Source organism: Pantoea sp. CFCC18179 (assembly GCF_059412405.1).
This window is the reverse complement of the sequence record NZ_JBNBPM010000020.1, coordinates 20,117-37,500: the sequence shown is the minus strand read 5'-3', so window position 1 is coordinate 37,500 and position 17,384 is coordinate 20,117. Positions and strand designations below refer to the sequence as shown.

Genomic DNA, 17,384 nt, shown 5'->3' with positions numbered 1-17,384 from the left:
GCCTCAGCATTTTATTATGGTGATCCCCTGGGCGAAATGCGCCTGGTAAGCAGAGTTTTTGAAATGTAAGGCCTTTGAATAAGACAAAAGGCTGCCTCATCGCTAACTTTGCAACAGTGCCGCATTTTTCATGTTCAGTCCTTGGGATTTATTTGTCGAAAGGGTCACAGAGTGACCTAAAAACTAGCAACTAAACACTCAATCCCGTGAGGGGGCGTAAAGTCAAATTTCGATGGGAGCGGGCCAATAAAAAATTATTTTTTCCTGTGTATTTCTTCATAAGATCAGGTATCCCGCCTTACGGCAACGGCAAAGTGACCTCTTCCTCTGTTATAGCGTGACGTTTTTTACACAAAGCCAGCCAAAGCAGGGGTACCGCAAGGCCAAGCACCCAGGGCACTAAAAGAAGGTGCATGGTTTTCCAACCATAAGCATTGAGCAGCGGGCCAGCTCCCAGAGAACAAAGAAGGCTGAAGATAAAGACGCTCATGTCATTTGCCGCCTGTGCAATCCCCCTTTCTCCCGTGGTGTAAGTTGTTGCCAGCAGGCTGGTTCCGCCGATGTAGAGAAAATTCCACCCTATCCCCATCAGGACTAATGCAATGGCAAATATCCCCCACGTAACGCCCGAAACAGCCAGAGCAATGTAGGCAAGCATGAGAAGAACGCCCGTCAGCTTAATGTTAATGACACCGAACCGGTCGATCAGTTTTCCCGTGAAAAACGACGGTACGAAACGGCCCAGTATGTGGAGTTGGATCACGACGGCGATTTGTGACAAGTCAAAACCGTAATGCTTCATTGCAATGGGCGTTGCCGTCAGGCCCAGAACCATTATTCCAAATCCGGATGCGCCGGAAAAAAGGGCGACAAGATACGCAGGCTGAGAAACTACTTTTTTCCACGGCCTTGCCGGCACTTGCCCGGAAGGTTCACCAGGCTGGACCGGTATCTGCAAACGTGACAATAACAACAGGCCCAGCGAGGCCAGTATGCCCATAAAGAGGAATGAGCCTACATAGGGCACACTGAACAATACACTGCCGCGACTGGCCAGAAACGGTCCTAACAGGGCTGCCACAACGCCGCCGGCCAGTACCAGCGAAATAGCTTTAGTACGAAATGCCGGAAGTGCTACTTCTCCCGCCGCAAAGCGATAAAACTGCGCAAAAGCCTGAAAGATCCCCAGAAAGAACATCCCGAGACATAGCAGAATGAATGAATGATGGAACATTGCGATCATGGAAATGACTGCCGCAACTATTCCACACAGAGCGCCGGTGATGAAGCCTATTTTTCTACCTGCCCGGCTCATCCATAAAGACGCAGGAAACATGACTAACACCGTTCCGAGACTCGCCATTGAGAGCGGGACAGTGATCAACGAAAGACTGGGCGTTAATAGTGCGCCGGCCAGCCCACCGATGGTCATTATCAGAACCGATATTGACTGGAAAAGGGCCTGAGAACCCGCAAGTATCAGGACTTGCCGATGCATATTTAACATTATTGTGAAGCTCCTGAAGATACTGAAATCAGCTTATAGTGAGTGTCAGACTCTGACTTCCTTACTGTCTGAGAAAGCGTCCTAACGAGCAGATAACAAAGTGAGTTATGAGGCCTGATAGAGTTCAATCGGGTGATTTTATTCATCCAGATGAGCCAGAAACCTGTGACTATGCCAGTATAAGGACACTTTCATGGCAGGGTGAGTAGCCTGCCAGCCAATTACCAATGGAATTGGGTCAATGCCTAATGGGGTTTATAAGAAGTGGGTATATGGGGAAATATCCGCAATCTGAAAGCTCTTAGCGTGGTTTTTTACATCAATGGCCCTCAAACCCCTTAACCACGAGTCGGCTCATGGCATGCCCCATCTGTCCGGGAAGACGCCGGTAACCTGCTGGTGCGAACCACTCTGGATTAGAGCACTTGCAGGCGGTGGAATGATCGCCACGGTGGCGATTGTCAGGTCGGGAGAATGTTTTGAGAGGTGTCTGCTTATGCATACCGCCCGGCGCTTATATTGCGCAGGCAGAGTATGCACAGTACGGATTGTCTTTTTCCGGGCATGAATCTATACTCCCCGCACAGGGCAATAATCCTGTGCAGTATAAGAGTGGGACCCCGTTAATCCTCATCCGTCGCCAAACTGAAGGGATTTTCGGGGTTTTTCTTTTCTGATTTGGCCCTGCCGCCTCAGATCCCTGCCACCTTCCGGCGTGGCCAGCCATAAATTCTTAACTGTCCGTAATCTATCACTCAGAAACGCATTCGGCAATAACGTGACCAGTCACAGCACTCCATTACTTCGTGCTTCAGCTTCAATCAGCTTTTCAAGCATCTCTGCCTGCGATATTCCCTTTAACTCACAAAGCTTAACCAGCGCCTCTTTCATCTCTGTGTGGATAAAGAGACTGATTGCTCTGTGTGTTTCACGCTTTCTCGCCTTATAGGCGCGTGCGCGTTCCTTATCAGGAGTTGGCTTCTCTCTGTTACGGGTGCGTTTCTTTTCGGGAGCTGATGTTACTGAATCACGGGGGCTCATGCTCGTACCCTGCTGCAAAATAAGACTTTCCGCAGCATAGCATAAGCCAAATCAGTAATATGCCTTAATTGTGATGCCTCACAGCCGCTGGCGAACGGGCTGCTCCGGCCTTACGAACGGTTTAAACGGTGGGTCAGTAAGACAGTATGTACGCCGTGCCTGCATCCCAGCGGGACTGCCAGTGCCGGAGATAGCGCTCGGCAAGCGCCGGCATATCTCCGATGACCAGCGCATTTTCGCTGTTGTGCCGGGCGCCTGAGCGGGTGTAGTTGAAACTACCTGTTTCGACCGTGCGTGCGTCAGCGACGATAAACTTGTCATGCAGGGCGGCGTATTGCCCGTTAAGACGAACCGGGATGTCGCGCGCTGCGAGCAGGTTAATGGCCGACTGACTGTTACGGCTCTGGTTTGCCTTTTTATCGAGCACCACGCGCACATCCACGCCGCGCGCTTTTGCTTTTATCAGGGCAGAAGCCACTTCAGGTGAAGTAAAACTGTAGCCGGCAAGCCGAATTTCGGCCTGTGCCTCGTCAATGACGCTGAGCACCAGCGCTTCGGCGCTGCCTTCGGGGGAAAAGCCCACGCTCACTCCGGGCGCGGCGTTTACCAGCCCTGCCGGTAAAAGCATTATCAGGCCGCTCAGCAGCAGTGGCAGAGTGGGTGTTTTCATGGTTTTCTCCAGGGTCGTGAGCGTGCAGGATTTACAATCCTGGACGTGAGGGACCGGCCAACCGCAGGGCGGCAGGCCGTTTCTTTTCAGTCAGGTTTACCCGTCACCAGAACGTTCAGCAGGCTCAGATCTGACCAGGTCTGCCGGACCAGCTGTACGCCTGTGAAAAATACGGCCACGTTCAGTAGCGGTAGCAGGCTCAGGCTCACGTCATGCAGCGCCATGCCGGCGAGCGGCGGCATTACCAGCGCGCTGACGCCCGTGGCCGTCATGACGGCGGTCAGGTTACGTCCGCGCACAAAGCGCCCGTTCTCCCGCCTGACAAGCTGCGGATGCAGCAGCAGGGTTACCGGCATCATGCCCGGGCGCGACTTCATGTCACGCAGGCGTGATGCGTCTACTTCAGACAGCGCGTGCTCATCCGCAAAGCCTGTAATCACACTATCCACGGCTTTACCGATAGGAGCCGAGCAGTGGCCGTCTGCGCCCCTGCTCCAGCGGCGTAACAACAGGCCCGGCTCCCGAATCTCTGGCATCCAAGCGAACAGCATTACCAGGGCAACAATCACGGTGGTGGCAGCAAGTAATACGATCATAAGGTTTATTCCATCGTCTTCTGGGGCTTATGGCCAAACTCAGGTTCGGGTTCGCTGCGCTCGTGGCGCATCACGTTTACTTCATCGTTCATCATTGCGCGGTCATCCCGCTCCGGCGTCATGTCATAGTCGCGATAATCAAATGCCTCCTCCTGCAGTTCTTCCAGCGCGGCGGCCAGCGCGGCCTCGCGTTCGCTCTCCCGGTCGTCCGGCGCGCTCCGTGCCTCTTCAGGCGTAATAGGCTCCGGCTCTTTCTCTTCCTGACCCAGCGCGGCCTTAACGGCTTTCTCCAGTGCCTCAGCCTCACGACGATCAAGCTCTTCCCCACCAGATGTCGCTGCGGTTGCAGACGTCGTGGCGCGGCTGCTTTCTGGGCGTTCACTGTGGTCAGCAGTGAGCACGACAGGGCTTTCCGGGTTATCCTTCATCAGCTGCATCGCCTCCGCGACATCCGCAGCCTCCAGCACCTTTCCGTGCTTTTCCCCTCGCTGCAGCACGATGCGGCTGCCGTCCGCTGCCCCTTCATAGTGGGCGGATGAAAAGTCCACCTCTCCGCTGGACGGGGACACCGGAACGTGCCAGTTCCCCCGCTGACGGCCGTGCTCGTTGATAACCGGCCACAGCATTTCCGGCGTTTTCCCGGCCATAAAGCGCGCGTCCGCCGTGAGTTCCTGATCGACTCGATCTGCCAGGCGCGTGCCGGATACGGGCAGGCTTTTGTCCCACGCCTGTATCTCCCGGTCAGCCCGCACGTCTTCCGCCCGCATCAGCACGTCGTGCACCGTCTGCCGCCGCCCGCTTTTACTCTCCACCTTCGCCGCCCAGCCGGACAGGTTGTCGAAGTAGGTCTGGACGTGCTCCTTTGACCTCGATAGTTCGACGTAGGTACTGTCCATCGCCGCCATCCTTCCTCTGGCCCCCTCTTCGCCAAACAGGCCGATGAGGTACTTCACGGACGCGCCCTGCGAGCTGTAGGTGGTGACGGCGTAGCCGTAGTCCATATGGCGATCGGCGTAGCGCGCGGCTGGATCGAAAGACAGCTGCCGGTCGCCGGTATCGATAAGAATTTTTCCCTCCTCCGTAATGCCTGACACCACGGCCATGTCGCTGGCGCGCACGTTGCGGTCGCGGTCAGTCGCCGTCAGGCGAATTTTTTCGCCCGGGCTAATGTCCCGGGTGACTTCCTCAAATACCGCCACGTCCTCCTTGCGCATCTCGGCGGGCCTGATCCAGCGGTCCGGCGCGCCATCAAGACCCGTCATGCGCACCACGCCGCTCTCCGTATCGGTTTCTCCGACCCGGTAATACTGCTCACCCCGGCGCACTACGTTGCCCTCCTGCGCCTCCCAAAACTTTTGCCTGCCCAGATCGGCATTGCTGTTGTTGACTCGTACCAGCAGCGGCACCGTGACGCTGTCACCCAGCGCGCCCTGCGCCTGCAGCCGATCGTGCACGGCGCTATTGATTGCCTCACGGTCGGCGTTGAGCTCCGCGACAATAAGCGTATTGTCGCGTGCCTCCGGCGTCCGGCCGGCGTAGTCATCAGCGATCATTCCGGTCAGGTCGGGTTTTTCGGCCTCCCCGTGCGCGGGCCCTGCCGCCTGTACCAGCTTGCTCCCGTCCATTGCGCTGCTCTCCGGAACGTATGCGCCCGGCTGGCGTGGCACATTATGTGGGCTGGTGTCTGTTGTGATGCGCACCGCCTCGCGCACGTTACCGGCAATAACCGCCTCCACGGCGGGCCTGAGCGCAGGGATCTGCCGCACAATCTCCTTCATCACCGCGACGTCGGCGGCGCTGCGCTCAAGGGCCAGCGCAAACGGGGCGCCTGACTCCAGGGACTTCAGCTGGTCCTGGTCCCCACTCAGCACAGCACGTCCACCGCCTTCTGCGATAACGTTCATCAGGGAGGCCATCTGTGCGTTGCCGTTCATAGAGGACTCATCGATAACGAACACAGTGTTGCGAAAGTCGCGCGCCTGTCCGGCGGCCTGCCACTGGCTGCTTTCGCTGAGAAAGCTGGCGATGGTCTGCGCCGGAATACCCGCGTCAGACAGCTCGCTGACGGCGCGGTGCGTGGGTGCCAGCCCGCGAATGTCCGGGACGCTGTCTGCGGCGGCAAGCGCGGCTGCCACGGTGCGGAACTGCGTGGTTTTCCCCACGCCGGCATAGCCCTGAATGGCGGTAAAGCGATCGCGCGTGGTCAGAATGAGGTTGCCCGCTTCTCGCTGACCATCCGTAAGCCCGGCGGCTTTCTCCTCACTCAGGCCGCCAGCAAGCAGTGGTTTTACGCTGTTTTTGCCTTCAGCGACGTGGCGCAGGATGGACACCTCATTCTCAAAGTTCTCGCGTGAGATGTACTTTCCGGCCGCGCCCTGTTCCCCGCTGAGTTCGAAAATCTCCCCGCGCTGCACCAGGCGCGACAGCTCCTCCTCTGCGCGCGCCGGCGTGATGCTGCGATCGGTGTTAATTACCCCGGCCAGCGCCCGGACGCCCGTGAACGTCACATCGGTGCCGGTGGCTTTCTCAATGGCCAGCCGCATCGCGCGCTCCGGCTGCGACATCTTCCGGGATTCCAGCTCGCGCAGCGCGTCCGTCAGCTCACTTTGTCCGGCGAGTGACTTAATGCCCTGTGTCACGCTGACCACCGGACGATTTTCCTCCAGGCGGCGGCCGATGGTGGCCTCGTCCAGCGGGGTGAATGCAATCACGTCCGAGCCGCTGCGGCGCAGCATGTTGACGGTCGCGTCGTTCACCTCCTTGCCCGCCAGCACTGCCACCACGCTCCCCTCCGTGCGGCGCGTGGCGCCAAAAGACTCAGCGTAGGCATAGTCCGCGTAGAGCGGCGCGTTGCGGTCGAGCCTGATGCGCTCGCCCTTTGCGTTCTCCATTGTGATGGTGTCCTTAAAGAGCCACCGTCCCGCCTTAACGCCGGTAACGGTCAGCCGCTCCCCGCTGCCGGCACGGCTGCTGAGATCGGCCGTGGCGCGCAGCTGCTCGCCTTCACGCAGCTCCAGCTTCTTCTCCCGGTAAAGCCGGTAATGACTGTCGATGCTGCTGATGCTTACGCCCTGCGTCTGACCCTTTTCGTCTTTCAGGGTCAGCAGGTTATGCCGCTCGCTGACGCCGGCGATGGTAAACACCGTTTTCTGATCCTGTCCCTCGTGATGTTCCAGCACCATGCCCGCGCGGTACACGCTGCGATCGTTGCGGCTGGTTGCATCCAGCCACACCGGCACCCGCACCGTGACCTCCCCCAGCACCCGGCCGAGCTGCCCCTCGTCGGAGAGGATTTCCCGGGTCCGGGTCGTAAGCTGGTCGCGCGTGCGCGCATTGCCCGCCTGCAGCGACACCTGCCGCCCCTGCACCTTTTCCTGCGCGTAGTAGCGCGCCGCCACGCTGAGCCGATCCTCTACCGTATCCTTCTGCACCATCGTCACGCGCACGTTTTCGGTTTTCGGTGAAGCGGTAAACTGCTTCACGCCCGCCGCGCTCAGCACTTCCGACGCAAAACCTGCCGTACGCCGGGCGTGGGTATCAGTCACCAGCGTGGTGCCGTCGTGTTGCGCCGCCGTCTTCAGCACGTCATGCAGCCCGGATGTGTTGAAGCGCTCGGCCTCCGCAACCAGCACCAGAGGGCGTGCCGGCAGCTCAGCGCTTTTCATCTCCTCCGCCGTCATAAGCTGTACACCGGGCTTATCCCCGAAGCTTGCCAGCTGGCGCTTACGCGCGGCACCGTCGGCGGCAACCACTATCAGCGGACGCCTGCTCTCACTGGCCATAGTCATAATGCTGCGGTTCAGGTCGCTGATAAACTGCGTGCCGCCGCGCACGTCAATCAGCGACACGGCCCGGTCGGCGTCAGCCACCTGCGCCAGCACGCCACGTTCACCCACCGGCACCGTAAGCCCACCGCGCTCTTCCGCCAGCCCGGCGGCCAGCTGGGACAGGCGCGCCTCATCGCGGACGTGGGCGGCAGTGGTAAACAGCGTCTGATTTTTGTCTACGGCGATCAGCTGGCCGCTTCCAATGGCGTTATCAATTGCCTTACGCGCCTGCCCGTAAACCCCTTCACTGACAGGCACGTGATTAAGCACGCTGGTCATCACGTCGTCGTAGGTCACACGCACGCTTTTCGATGACAGCCGCTCAACAGCTTCCCGTACCGCGCCGTCCAGCACAGACGGCGTGACCACCTTTTTTTCTTCGCCGGCGCTTTCGATTCCACGCTGCTGGCGGCGCTCTGCCAGCTCCTCCCTGAACGTCTGCACATCAAAGCCGGTATCTTTCAGGACCGTCTGCCAGTGCTCGCGCAGGGTCTCCGGGTCTTCAAAGTGCTTGGCCTGCCGGGAATCGAGCGCGGCCATGCTTTTCTGCTTCGCCGTGGCGTTGTCGCCAACCAGGTCGAGAATGTCCTGCCGACGGGAGGAAAAAGGCTTCACCGGCACGCCGGTGATGTCCCACTCCCCACGCGGCCCGGTGTCCTCGGTCTGGTAGCCGGCGGGCTCGATGATGGACCTGAAATGTCCACGATAGAGCGCTCCGATGCTCACCTGTTCGTTCCAGACCACGTCGGTAAAGCCCTGCTTTCCGCTGATGTCGGTGGAAAGGGTTTTCCAGCCGTTTTGTGAAAGCGTGGCGTTGGCCACCACCGCGTGAGTGTGCATTGCCGGGTCCAGGTTGCGGCTGGTGTCATGCATGAATGTCGCGATCACCAGGTTGCCGGTCTTCTCCATCTCGGTGATGCCGTCGGTCATGGTGCGCGTCGTGGCGAGTTTCTCAACTTCGTCCAGCGTGCGGCGCACCGCCTCCTTGTGTGCGTCCACCAGGAAAGTGTCCCCGGTCACGAGGGCGAGCACTGAGGCACTCTTGGGCGCAGAGAAAGTCAGGTCATAGCCCGGACGATGTTTGTTGACCCCGCCCTCCATACGCCGCATGTCGGTGCCGTCCGGCAGCTGGCCTTCCAGCACCGCCACAAAGGTATCGCGGTTAACCGGGCCCTCAAGGCCCAGATTTTCCGCGCCCGTGCCGTACCACTCCGTGGACTGCTCGCCGAGAAAGTAATAGTTGTCTTCGTTGGTGTAGTAGGCGCCGGCCTTACCGGCGCTTTTGACTGCAGAGACTGACAGCATGATTCACCTCAGTTGCGGTCCAGACCAAAATCCGCGCTGTTATGTTTAACCACGTCCATAACCTGCAGGCGCTGCTCTGCCTCCTGCTGTGCGGCCGGCGCAGGCGCTGTGTTTTCAGGGGATGGGGAGGGGGATGCTTCGGCTACAGGAGGCGGCAGCGCCACAACGCGCCCGCCCGCTTCGGCAGCTGCAGCCTGAGCCGCAGCAGACGACGCCGCAGCGTTTTCAGCGGGAGCCGCTGCGCTCTGCGTACCTGCAGCGGTTCCGGTGTTGCCCGCGTTTTGTTCACCAGCCGGAGTTGCCGCTTCAGTCGCATCACCGAACAGCCGTCCGACAATCTGGCCGGCCTGGTTGTCGGCGGTTTCGCCCGCAAGCGTCGCCTCGATGTCTGGGTCAAAAACGTCTTCCACGTCGCGCGGGATGCGCCCTTCGGCAATTTCGCGGTAGGGCTTCCAGGGCAGCTTCATGCGCACCACCGGCCATTCGCCTGGCAGGGTGATGTAGCATTCCAGGTCGTTGAGGCTCTGGACATCCGAATAGCTGACCAGGAACTCGTTGACCTCGTCTTTGGAGAACTGCACGCCGTCGCGGATGATGTCGATGCCGTAGCTGTACTGGTCTTTGAATTTCTTGTGTCGCTGTTCGCCGATTTCCTTCTGCACCCAGTCTGCGATCGAGCCGCTGGGCGCGCGGTAGAAGACGCGGGTATTCAGCAGGTCCCAGATGGATTTGGCCGCGTTGGTGCCGTAGGTTTCTTCAAGCTGCGGGAAGTTCTGCAGGCCGGCGACGGTGCAGCCGCCGAACTTACGGCCCTCAGCGCAGAACTCCGGCAGAATGGGCAGCTTGTGCAGCGACGGCAGCTCGTCCAGGAAAATCCAGATGCGGCGGTTACGGTCAGCCCTGAGCCCGAGGATGCCGGACATGGTCATGTAGAGCCACGCGCTCAGCAGCGGCTTCAGCGCGTTGTGGTTCTGACCGTCGCTGGAGATGAAAATCCACGGGTTGTCACCGCTCGCGTCTTCGGTGTGCAGCCAGTCGCGGATGTTGAACGGACGGCGGCCGTCCTGATCGAGCCCCTGCAGGTAGCGCAGCGAGCGAACGTAGGTGGTCAGAATGGTGCGAATGGTCATCGCTGTTTTCTCGATACTGCCGTCCACCAGGTTCGCCGCGTCCGTGCCCTCCAGAAACGCGCGCAGGTCTGCCAGGCTGATGGACATCAGTTTTTTAAGCAGCTCGCCGATGCTGCGGTCCTTTTCGCGGGCCATGCGCCTCGCGGTTGCAACAAACAGCGATCGCGCCGACAACACCCAGAACGGATCGCTGCTGCCGCTGCTGTCAGGAAGCAGCGAGGTCGCAAAGTTTTCAAAGTCTCCTATCGTTTTGCACTCTTCCCACAGGTCCCACGGGGCACAGCGCGCGTCGAAGGGGTTGAGGATGAGGTCTTTATCCTGACGGTAAAAAGTCGGGATGAAGTTATTGCCTTTGTCATACACGATGACGCGATCGCCGCGCTCGCGCAGCTGGCGTAACAGGTCGTTCAGCGCGGTACTCTTGCCAGACCCGACGGTGCCGTGGAGGCCGAAGTTCTGCATCTCCGAGTCTTTCAAAATGTGCAGGCCGCAGATGCTGAGCGGGGACATCACGCCGGCCTTTTTGAGCAGGCGATTCACAACAGAAGGGCTCGTCGCCAGAATGCGGCCGCCGGTGAGTTCGCTTTCACGCTGCTTCGCGCCTTTGCTGCCCAGAAACCAGGTAATGGCCATAATGGCGGCGACAAAGCTGAAGGCTGAAATGCCCCAGCCGTAAAACGCGGTGTCCTTGACGTGCTGACCCATGAGCACGAAGTACGGGTCGTTCATCACCTGCACCGCGGTGTGCTTGAACGCCACCACTTCACCGTTAGGTCGTTCAAAGTGAAACGTCCAGCCAGCCTGTGAAGGCTTACCGGAAAGCTTCGCCAGCGGCATAATCATCCACTTGATGAGCCAGTAGGCGCTGCCGTGAATGAACTCCTGCAGCGTGAGGCGCAGCAGCATCCAGCTGAAAAATACCAGTGCTGAAAACAGCACGACCCAGTAGGAGGCGATATTCATGATCTGCACAAACATGCCGATCATGTATTTCATCACCTGACCGCCCTGGGTAAAGTCGCGGGCGTTGAGGCTCATGGAAAGTCCTTTATGTGGAAACAGAGACAGCCGCGCAGGGCTGCGAGCAGGCGAAAGCCAGGCAGAGAGCTGCGCGAGGTTTACTTACGGTGCGAACGTGCCCGGATGGGCTGACGTGATGTTCCGCCTCCTCCGCCAGACGCAGGGCGCGTCAGGCTGTGCGGCGGGCGGTCTCAGCTCACTGAAACGCGAAACAGAGGCTGATTAATCTGGTATTCGACAAACTGCTTTTCAGCATCGCTCAGCGTATTAAAGTGCGTGGAGAAGCGGCGGATGCTGTTCATCAGGTTGGTGGTGTTGGTAAAAAATACCGGGCACACCGCGCGAACCTCCTGCAGCACGGGCTGGACTATCTCGGTGAACGCATCGAGCTTTCCCTCTTCCGTCAGGTCGCTTTCGATAAGCTCCTCATGTTCCGTTACCGGACAGACGGTCACGCCCGGATAGGCATAAAGCACGCGCAGCGTGTCCGCATATTCCCGCACATTGCAGTCAAACGCGTCTTCCAGCGCCGGCAGCCGGTCATTGCTACGAACAGGCGTCAGCAGGCGTTCGGGCTCTACGGTGGCGGCGGTGAAGTATTCCGTCTGCTGACGGATAATCCCGGCCGCGTCCGCAAGTCGCCAGATCGCCGGCTCGCGCTCGGACGGCCTGTCGCCGGCGCAGACGCTCAGGCGCGGCTGACACGACGCTGGAATCCAGTTTTTAGTCAGGTCCGGTGATTTATCCCTGAAGGGGGTATTAAAAACCCCGCTCCAGAGGTGAATAACATCAGTAGCCGCATCGTCAGCACCCACGATGTGCATGTGTACACGGTGCGTAGAAACGTCACCCTGTACGGCCCAGCGTGTTATGACGGTAATGTCCGTTACGTTTTTATCCGTATTCAGCAGAATGCCGTAAACGGCTTTGCGCCCCTTTTTACGGCAGACATAATGCAGCCGTTTATTGGGCGCAGGGAACCGAACAGTTATATCTTTTTCATTTTGCAGATTCAGGCCTAACTCAGGAATTTCCACATCGATTAAATCAACAGAAACATCGGAGTAATTTAAAAAGAATGAAGGGGTTAAGTGTATTATCACATTTACCTCTATTTTGTCAGGTAGCAATAAGTATAAGCACCCACCTGAATTTAATCAGGCAAGTGCATTTATATAAAAGGATATTATTAAATTATTTCTTTCTTACGGCTTTTACCGCTCCAATTATAGTGGATACCTGATACCTTGATATATCCATATTGAATACGATGAATAGTAAAAATGTTGCGATAAAATTACCCATGACAAGAGGCAGGATGCTCCACTCAGTAAGGACACTGCTCAACCCGAAAACCACTATAGCAGCGAACCAAACTACTCCATAGGCCCTGACCTTACCTGATATCACCCTTGCTAGCTCTAAACTTTTAAGCTTCTCTTCCCCAATCATGTTGAACAGATTTACGTACGATGAGGTGAGCGAGAGAATAACAAGCCAATGGAACATGCCGAAAGCCACAAAGAAAAGCCATAAACCGATGCTCTTCGGTTGGGGAAGCGTAAAGAAACTCAACGCACCGAAAGCGCAATAAGCAAAAAGGTGATATTTAACCTTACTGAACATACCAAAAAAACTTGGTATTTCTCTTTCAGTAGTCCCTATAGCGCTGATTATTTCTTTGGCATCCTTTTCAATTTGTGTATATGTCATCATATTAATTACTCCTTACCATTCCCTTTGTAATCTTTATGCGTATGGTTTTTAAGCGGGTTAACTAATAAATCATCCTGTTGCTTGTCGGCGGCCCGCTTATTTTCAGAAAAGTCATTTGCACTGTTTGTATACTCTCCCATACGCGACGCTACACCGCTATCTGTTTCGCCTTTCGCTTTTCCTATAGCATCGTTGGCTTCAATCGCTTTATTTTTAACCACACCCTGTTGTTGCTCAACGTCATTGATGACGTCAGTGCGTATGTTGTTTCTGGCGACACCGGCTTCGATACTCTGATTCGCATTGTTATATGCGCCTCCAAACTGAGCGCCTGCAATGTTTGCCGGAGCGCTCATACCTTCACCCGTACTCCCAGCATTCCGTTCATAATTTCCATCAATACGCCCCTGCAGCTTCTCTGCAAAGAACTCCTGAACAAGCCCGTCACGCTGCTTCTGAACACCTTCATCAGACGTGTTGGTAAGAATGGTTTCTGCATTTCCCGGTGCACGCCTCTGAGCCCATTCCACAAACTGCTGCGTGTAGTTATCACGTGCGCCAGCGCTGAGCGTTTCCGTTTCAGAAGCCATTTTCTGCATCTCATGCGTATGCGCCTGGCTGGCCGTAAACTGTGCATACCTACTGTCAGACGTAGTGATACCAGAAGAGATCTGATTCATCAGGCCAGATGCGTTGTTGTCAACGTGTTGCCCATTATAGGTTGTGCTGTAGTTCCGCAACACGTCCATGCCCTGGCTGAAGTCCTGCGACTCACGAGCGGAGATAGTTTGCGAATTATCACTTCCACTTTGTCCTCCCTCCGAAGTTTGTGATGTTGAACCAGTTCTTCCTGTCAATTCTGTACCGCCATGAACATCGCCTTTGACCGAAGCACCTGTTACCCACTCGCCTGCTTTACCCCAGAGTGATTTGCTCGAATCAATACCAGCTTGTGTTCTTGCTCCGGTGTTTACTGACGCGCTGCGGGATTTATCTTCAAGCTCCGAATATGCCTCATTCAGGCTGATATGGTTGCGGGTCGCGTAGTCCTGCGCCACGTTCTGCATTTTGTTCACGCGCTCCGCGTCAGTGATGCTCATGCCGGTTGAGGCTGACAGCGTTTTCGAATCGCTGTTGCCGAACTGCTCATGGAACTGTTTGAGCTGCGAGCCGGTTTCCTGCACTGAGTGGTTGTAGCCCTGCGCTGCCATTTCGGTCTGCGCCATGCTGTCGCGTACCGAGCGCTGCGCGGCGCTTGCAAGATTGCGGTCAAGGTGCAGATCCACCGGCAGCCGGCTGGTTGCGCCGGAGGCGTCATACACCGTCTGCCCGTCCTGCGTCACGGTGCGCATGGCACTGTTACCCAGCTGCATAGAAGTATTGCCCTCACGATAAGCGCGGTTCATGTCCGTTTTGTGCCCGTTGATGTTGTCCAGCTGCACGTTACCCACGCTCATGTTGCCCGACGCCACCGCGCCGGAGTCTGCTGCAGACGCGCTACTGAGCGCGCTGCCGAGGCTGGAGCTGAGGCTCGCAAAGCCCTGACCGAGGCCGGTGAACAGACGAAATGCCAGAAACGGAATGGAAAGCATCAGCCAGCCGGCGATGCCTGCCGTGGTGGTGCTGGTTTCCATCAGGCGGTTCATGTTCGAGAGCGTCGGGCCCGTCGCGTGAAAGCTGTTCTGCGTGCTGTAGTTCACCGCGAAGTTGAAGATGGCGAACATCACCGGCCACAGCATCAGGCTGCCCATAAAGTTCAGGTAACTTTTGATAACGGCCCAGGCAATTTCCCGCACGTACAGCGCCAACACCATTACCGGGAAGATGCAGATGCAGAACAGCAGCAGCACCGTGTGCAGCTGCGGCAGCACCTCCGTCGCAATGGTGTAGCTGACCGCGTGCGAAAGTCGCAGCTTCATCAGCGACTGCTCGGACGCGATGTCCACCATTGAGGCAGTGTCATTCATCCCCTTCACATAGCTGTTCAGCCCACGACGCAGGCCCGCGACGGCGATGTTCTGCATCATAATGCTCTGCGCCGACTTGCTGCTGCCGAGGAAATATTCATAGGACCCGGCCAGCTGCTCGGCGTACACCGTCTGCGGCGCATTGTTGCCCGGCAGCATGCGGACCGCGTGGGCCATAAACGTGCTGCCTGTGTTGTTGCTCTCCGCTGACAGCAGGTTTTTCAGGCGCGGCGCGGCGTCCCGGCAGACCATAAACATCGTGCCCGTAGCGTCCCGCCAGTAGATGGCGCGCAGCGGGCTCGGGTTGCTGAAGATCTGCGCCTGCACGTCCTCGGACTCCATCACATCCTGCATGCTGTACTTGTGGTTCAGCATGATGTCCGGCACCACGCAGTTTTTCGCGTATTCCCCCATGTTGTAGGCCAGCACCGGATTGCGGCTGTCGATGGTGAAGCTGTCCTGCAGCAACTTGCTCGCGAACAGCATGCCGGTTTTGGTGTAGGACCGCTCGTCCGGAAAGTGAAAAATGTCTTCGTAGGTGGTCGTGAGCGTGTAGCCCACGCCTGTCGCCAGGTACAGCGGCATGGCCAGCCCCACCGGCACGTTATCCACGCGCCCGATGGTGTCCGGGGCGGTCAGGTCGTTGACCACCACCGTGACCTTTGGCGTCAGCAGTAGTGCGGTGACCAGCACGAACGTCAGCCCCCATCCGAACATCGCCGTCATATTGTGCGTACGCAGGTAGGTCATCACGCAGAAGGCGATGCCCAGCATCTCCGCCACCCAGATCGTGCTTTTCCAGCCGCCGTTCTCCATCACGGTCGCCACCGCGTTCAGGCCCATCGTGATCATGCCGCCGGAGCTGACCACCCAGATATCAAGCGCCATGCTTACCCCCCGAACTGATAGTTCGACAGCACGCTGTCGGAAACGGATGAAGAGAGCTGCTGGCGCGTTTCGGACAGGCTGCGGTCGTACTCCGCCAGCCCGTTCTGCTGCACCTGAATGCGCGCGACGCGCTGGCTCAGCTCGTTGCGCACCTGACGCAGGTTCTCGCGAAAGTGCTTGTTCTCTTCTTCGGTATCAAGCGAGCCCGCCGCGCCGCTCGCGGCCACGTCAATCAGCCCGTTGATGTAGGACATCACCATATCGGCCGCGATGTACTCCGCCAGGCTGCTGACCACGCTCTGATCCATGCCCACCGACGCAGAGTCAATGGTGTAGCGCAGGATACGCACGCGGGTGCTGCTGATAAGCGCCTTTTCGTTATCGTTAAGAGCCGTGTCGGTGCGGCTTTTGTCAAAGATGTCGTTAAGCATGTCACGCACCCGGCCGGTCATGCCCTCGTCTTCAGACAGGGTCAGGTTTGCAATGGTGGGTGACAGACAGGTGTTGTTGTCGTTGCAGCGGTAAATTTTTTCGGTACCGCCGTTCAGGAGCGTATTGAACATCGACTCGCTGCCCCCGCGCGGCTGCAGGAACGTCGGGTTGCCGTTCGCATCGTAAATTACCGTGCCGACCATCGACATAATGAACTCCTTCAGCGCGCGATCGTTGCTGAAAAACTGGTTGAGCTTCGTGAACGTGTCCCACGTCAGGTTGCGGTTGCGCGGGATGCGCTTCTTCTCCTCGTCGGTCGCCTTGCTGAACACGCTGTTCGTCTCCCCGCCCACGCCGCACCCCTGACGGGACGCCGCCCAGTCGGAGAACACGTCATGTTTGGTGCCGAGGTCCTGGCAAATCTGCGAGCTGGCCGCCTGCGTTTTTGGCCACAGGCCGCCGACAATGGACTGCGCGGCCTGGCAGGTGGAGATATTCATGTTGTTTGTGTCCGCCGCAAGCTTCTGCAGGTAGTCTTTGACCGCCTTGCACTGCGGGCAGATGGTTTCGAGCCCGAGGTCAAAGGCGTAGCCGGCGGCGTTGCTCAGGATCTGCTTGCCCATGATTTTGATGCTGTCGCTGTTGATGAAGCTGAACGAGCCCAGATAGGCGTCGATGCCGCCGCAGCCCGACTTGATGTCCGGGAGCGTCACCGAAATCAGCTGGATATTGCGCACCGGCGTGCGGATAAACAGGTTGCCGCCGGTCAGGTAGCCCGCCGACTGGCCCTGCCACGCGGCCGCCTGCGTGTAGTTACCGCCGCCGCCGCCCATGTCGTTAAAGAACTTATTGATGTCGTTCTGCACGTCCGCAAAGGCCGGCGCGGACAGTAAAAAGCCAGACGTCAGAGCGGCACTTAACGCAAATTTGTTCATCACAGCACCCCCAGGCGTACGGCCAGCGCAAACGACTCATCCAGGCGCTGCTTCAGCGCCTCCTCACTCATTTCCCCCTGCGACAGCGGGATCGTCACCAGCGACTGCGTGTTGATAATGAAGTCGGTGGGGGTCGCCTGCGGCAGCTCCGCGAAGAAGTCCTTCAGGATGCCGTCGTTCACCGGCATGACCTTCGGGAACACCGCGTCGCCCTTGCCGTCAAAGCTGTAGACGAACACCCCGATGCCGGTCTGCTCGGACACCGACTTCAGGGTCGGATTGAAGCGGTGGCAATACGGGCAGTCGGAGCGGACAAAGTGCACGATCTGCCAGTGGCCCACGTCCACGCG

11 protein-coding genes are annotated in these 17,384 nt (G+C 57.9%); all 11 read right to left on the bottom strand.

Annotation, left to right across the window (positions count from 1 at the left end; genetic code table 11):
* Positions 1 to 298 precede the first annotated feature (298 nt).
* The 11 genes from ACPUC7_RS23020 to traF all read right to left on the bottom strand — a co-directional run bounded on the left by ACPUC7_RS23020 (position 299) and on the right by traF (position 17,381).
* Complete coding sequence (locus tag ACPUC7_RS23020) at positions 299 to 1,507, bottom strand: MFS transporter (RefSeq protein WP_053884015.1); 1,209 nt, start codon at positions 1,505 to 1,507, stop codon at positions 299 to 301.
* Positions 1,508 to 2,293: 786 nt separating this feature from the next.
* On the bottom strand, positions 2,294 to 2,548 hold the full coding sequence (locus ACPUC7_RS23015; protein ID WP_203025712.1) for a RepB family protein: 255 nt from the start codon (positions 2,546 to 2,548) through the stop codon (positions 2,294 to 2,296).
* A gap of 133 nt (positions 2,549 to 2,681) precedes the next feature.
* Positions 2,682 to 3,218 (bottom strand): phospholipase D family nuclease, encoded by a 537-nt coding sequence (locus ACPUC7_RS23010; protein WP_494924688.1) that lies wholly within the window; start codon positions 3,216 to 3,218, stop codon positions 2,682 to 2,684.
* An 86-nt stretch (positions 3,219 to 3,304) separates the two neighbouring features.
* Positions 3,305 to 3,814 (bottom strand): hypothetical protein, encoded by a 510-nt coding sequence (locus ACPUC7_RS23005; RefSeq protein WP_462879263.1) that lies wholly within the window; start codon positions 3,812 to 3,814, stop codon positions 3,305 to 3,307.
* A 5-nt stretch (positions 3,815 to 3,819) separates the two neighbouring features.
* The gene (gene traI / locus ACPUC7_RS23000) at positions 3,820 to 8,946 is read right to left on the bottom strand and encodes a conjugative transfer relaxase/helicase TraI (protein ID WP_494924687.1); all 5,127 of its coding nucleotides are present in this window, start codon (positions 8,944 to 8,946) and stop codon (positions 3,820 to 3,822) included.
* Positions 8,947 to 8,954: 8 nt separating this feature from the next.
* Positions 8,955 to 11,114: a type IV conjugative transfer system coupling protein TraD gene (gene traD, locus ACPUC7_RS22995; RefSeq protein ID WP_203025708.1), complete on the bottom strand. Its 2,160-nt coding sequence runs from the start codon at positions 11,112 to 11,114 to the stop codon at positions 8,955 to 8,957.
* A gap of 173 nt (positions 11,115 to 11,287) precedes the next feature.
* Positions 11,288 to 12,199, bottom strand: coding sequence for a DUF6012 family protein (locus tag ACPUC7_RS22990; protein WP_325168352.1), 912 nt, complete (start codon positions 12,197 to 12,199; stop codon positions 11,288 to 11,290).
* 91 nt (positions 12,200 to 12,290) lie between these two features.
* A complete protein-coding gene (locus ACPUC7_RS22985; RefSeq protein ID WP_203025706.1) occupies positions 12,291 to 12,812 on the bottom strand; it encodes a hypothetical protein in 522 nt (173 codons plus the stop codon).
* Between the two features lie 5 nt (positions 12,813 to 12,817).
* Positions 12,818 to 15,667, bottom strand: a complete 2,850-nt coding sequence (traG, locus tag ACPUC7_RS22980) for a conjugal transfer mating-pair stabilization protein TraG (RefSeq protein WP_462879235.1) — start codon at positions 15,665 to 15,667, stop codon at positions 12,818 to 12,820.
* Between the two features lie 2 nt (positions 15,668 to 15,669).
* Positions 15,670 to 17,034: a conjugal transfer protein TraH gene (locus ACPUC7_RS22975; RefSeq protein ID WP_494924686.1), complete on the bottom strand. Its 1,365-nt coding sequence runs from the start codon at positions 17,032 to 17,034 to the stop codon at positions 15,670 to 15,672.
* Positions 17,034 to 17,381: a conjugal transfer protein TraF gene (gene traF / locus ACPUC7_RS22970; RefSeq protein WP_494924685.1), complete on the bottom strand. Its 348-nt coding sequence runs from the start codon at positions 17,379 to 17,381 to the stop codon at positions 17,034 to 17,036. Before traF ends, ACPUC7_RS22975 begins: the two co-directional genes overlap by 1 nt.
* Between the last annotated feature and the right edge of the window lie 3 nt (positions 17,382 to 17,384).

Coding starts and splice junctions, on each gene's coding strand:
- ACPUC7_RS23020 (WP_053884015.1), bottom strand. CDS start 1,507: ATGTTAAATATGCATCGGCAAGTCCTGATACTTGCGGGTTCTCAGGCC.
- ACPUC7_RS23015 (WP_203025712.1), bottom strand. CDS start 2,548: ATGAGCCCCCGTGATTCAGTAACATCAGCTCCCGAAAAGAAACGCACC.
- ACPUC7_RS23010 (WP_494924688.1), bottom strand. CDS start 3,218: ATGAAAACACCCACTCTGCCACTGCTGCTGAGCGGCCTGATAATGCTT.
- ACPUC7_RS23005 (WP_462879263.1), bottom strand. CDS start 3,814: ATGATCGTATTACTTGCTGCCACCACCGTGATTGTTGCCCTGGTAATG.
- traI (WP_494924687.1), bottom strand. CDS start 8,946: ATGCTGTCAGTCTCTGCAGTCAAAAGCGCCGGTAAGGCCGGCGCCTAC.
- traD (WP_203025708.1), bottom strand. CDS start 11,114: ATGAGCCTCAACGCCCGCGACTTTACCCAGGGCGGTCAGGTGATGAAA.
- ACPUC7_RS22985 (WP_203025706.1), bottom strand. CDS start 12,812: ATGATGACATATACACAAATTGAAAAGGATGCCAAAGAAATAATCAGC.
- traG (WP_462879235.1), bottom strand. CDS start 15,667: ATGGCGCTTGATATCTGGGTGGTCAGCTCCGGCGGCATGATCACGATG.
- ACPUC7_RS22975 (WP_494924686.1), bottom strand. CDS start 17,034: ATGAACAAATTTGCGTTAAGTGCCGCTCTGACGTCTGGCTTTTTACTG.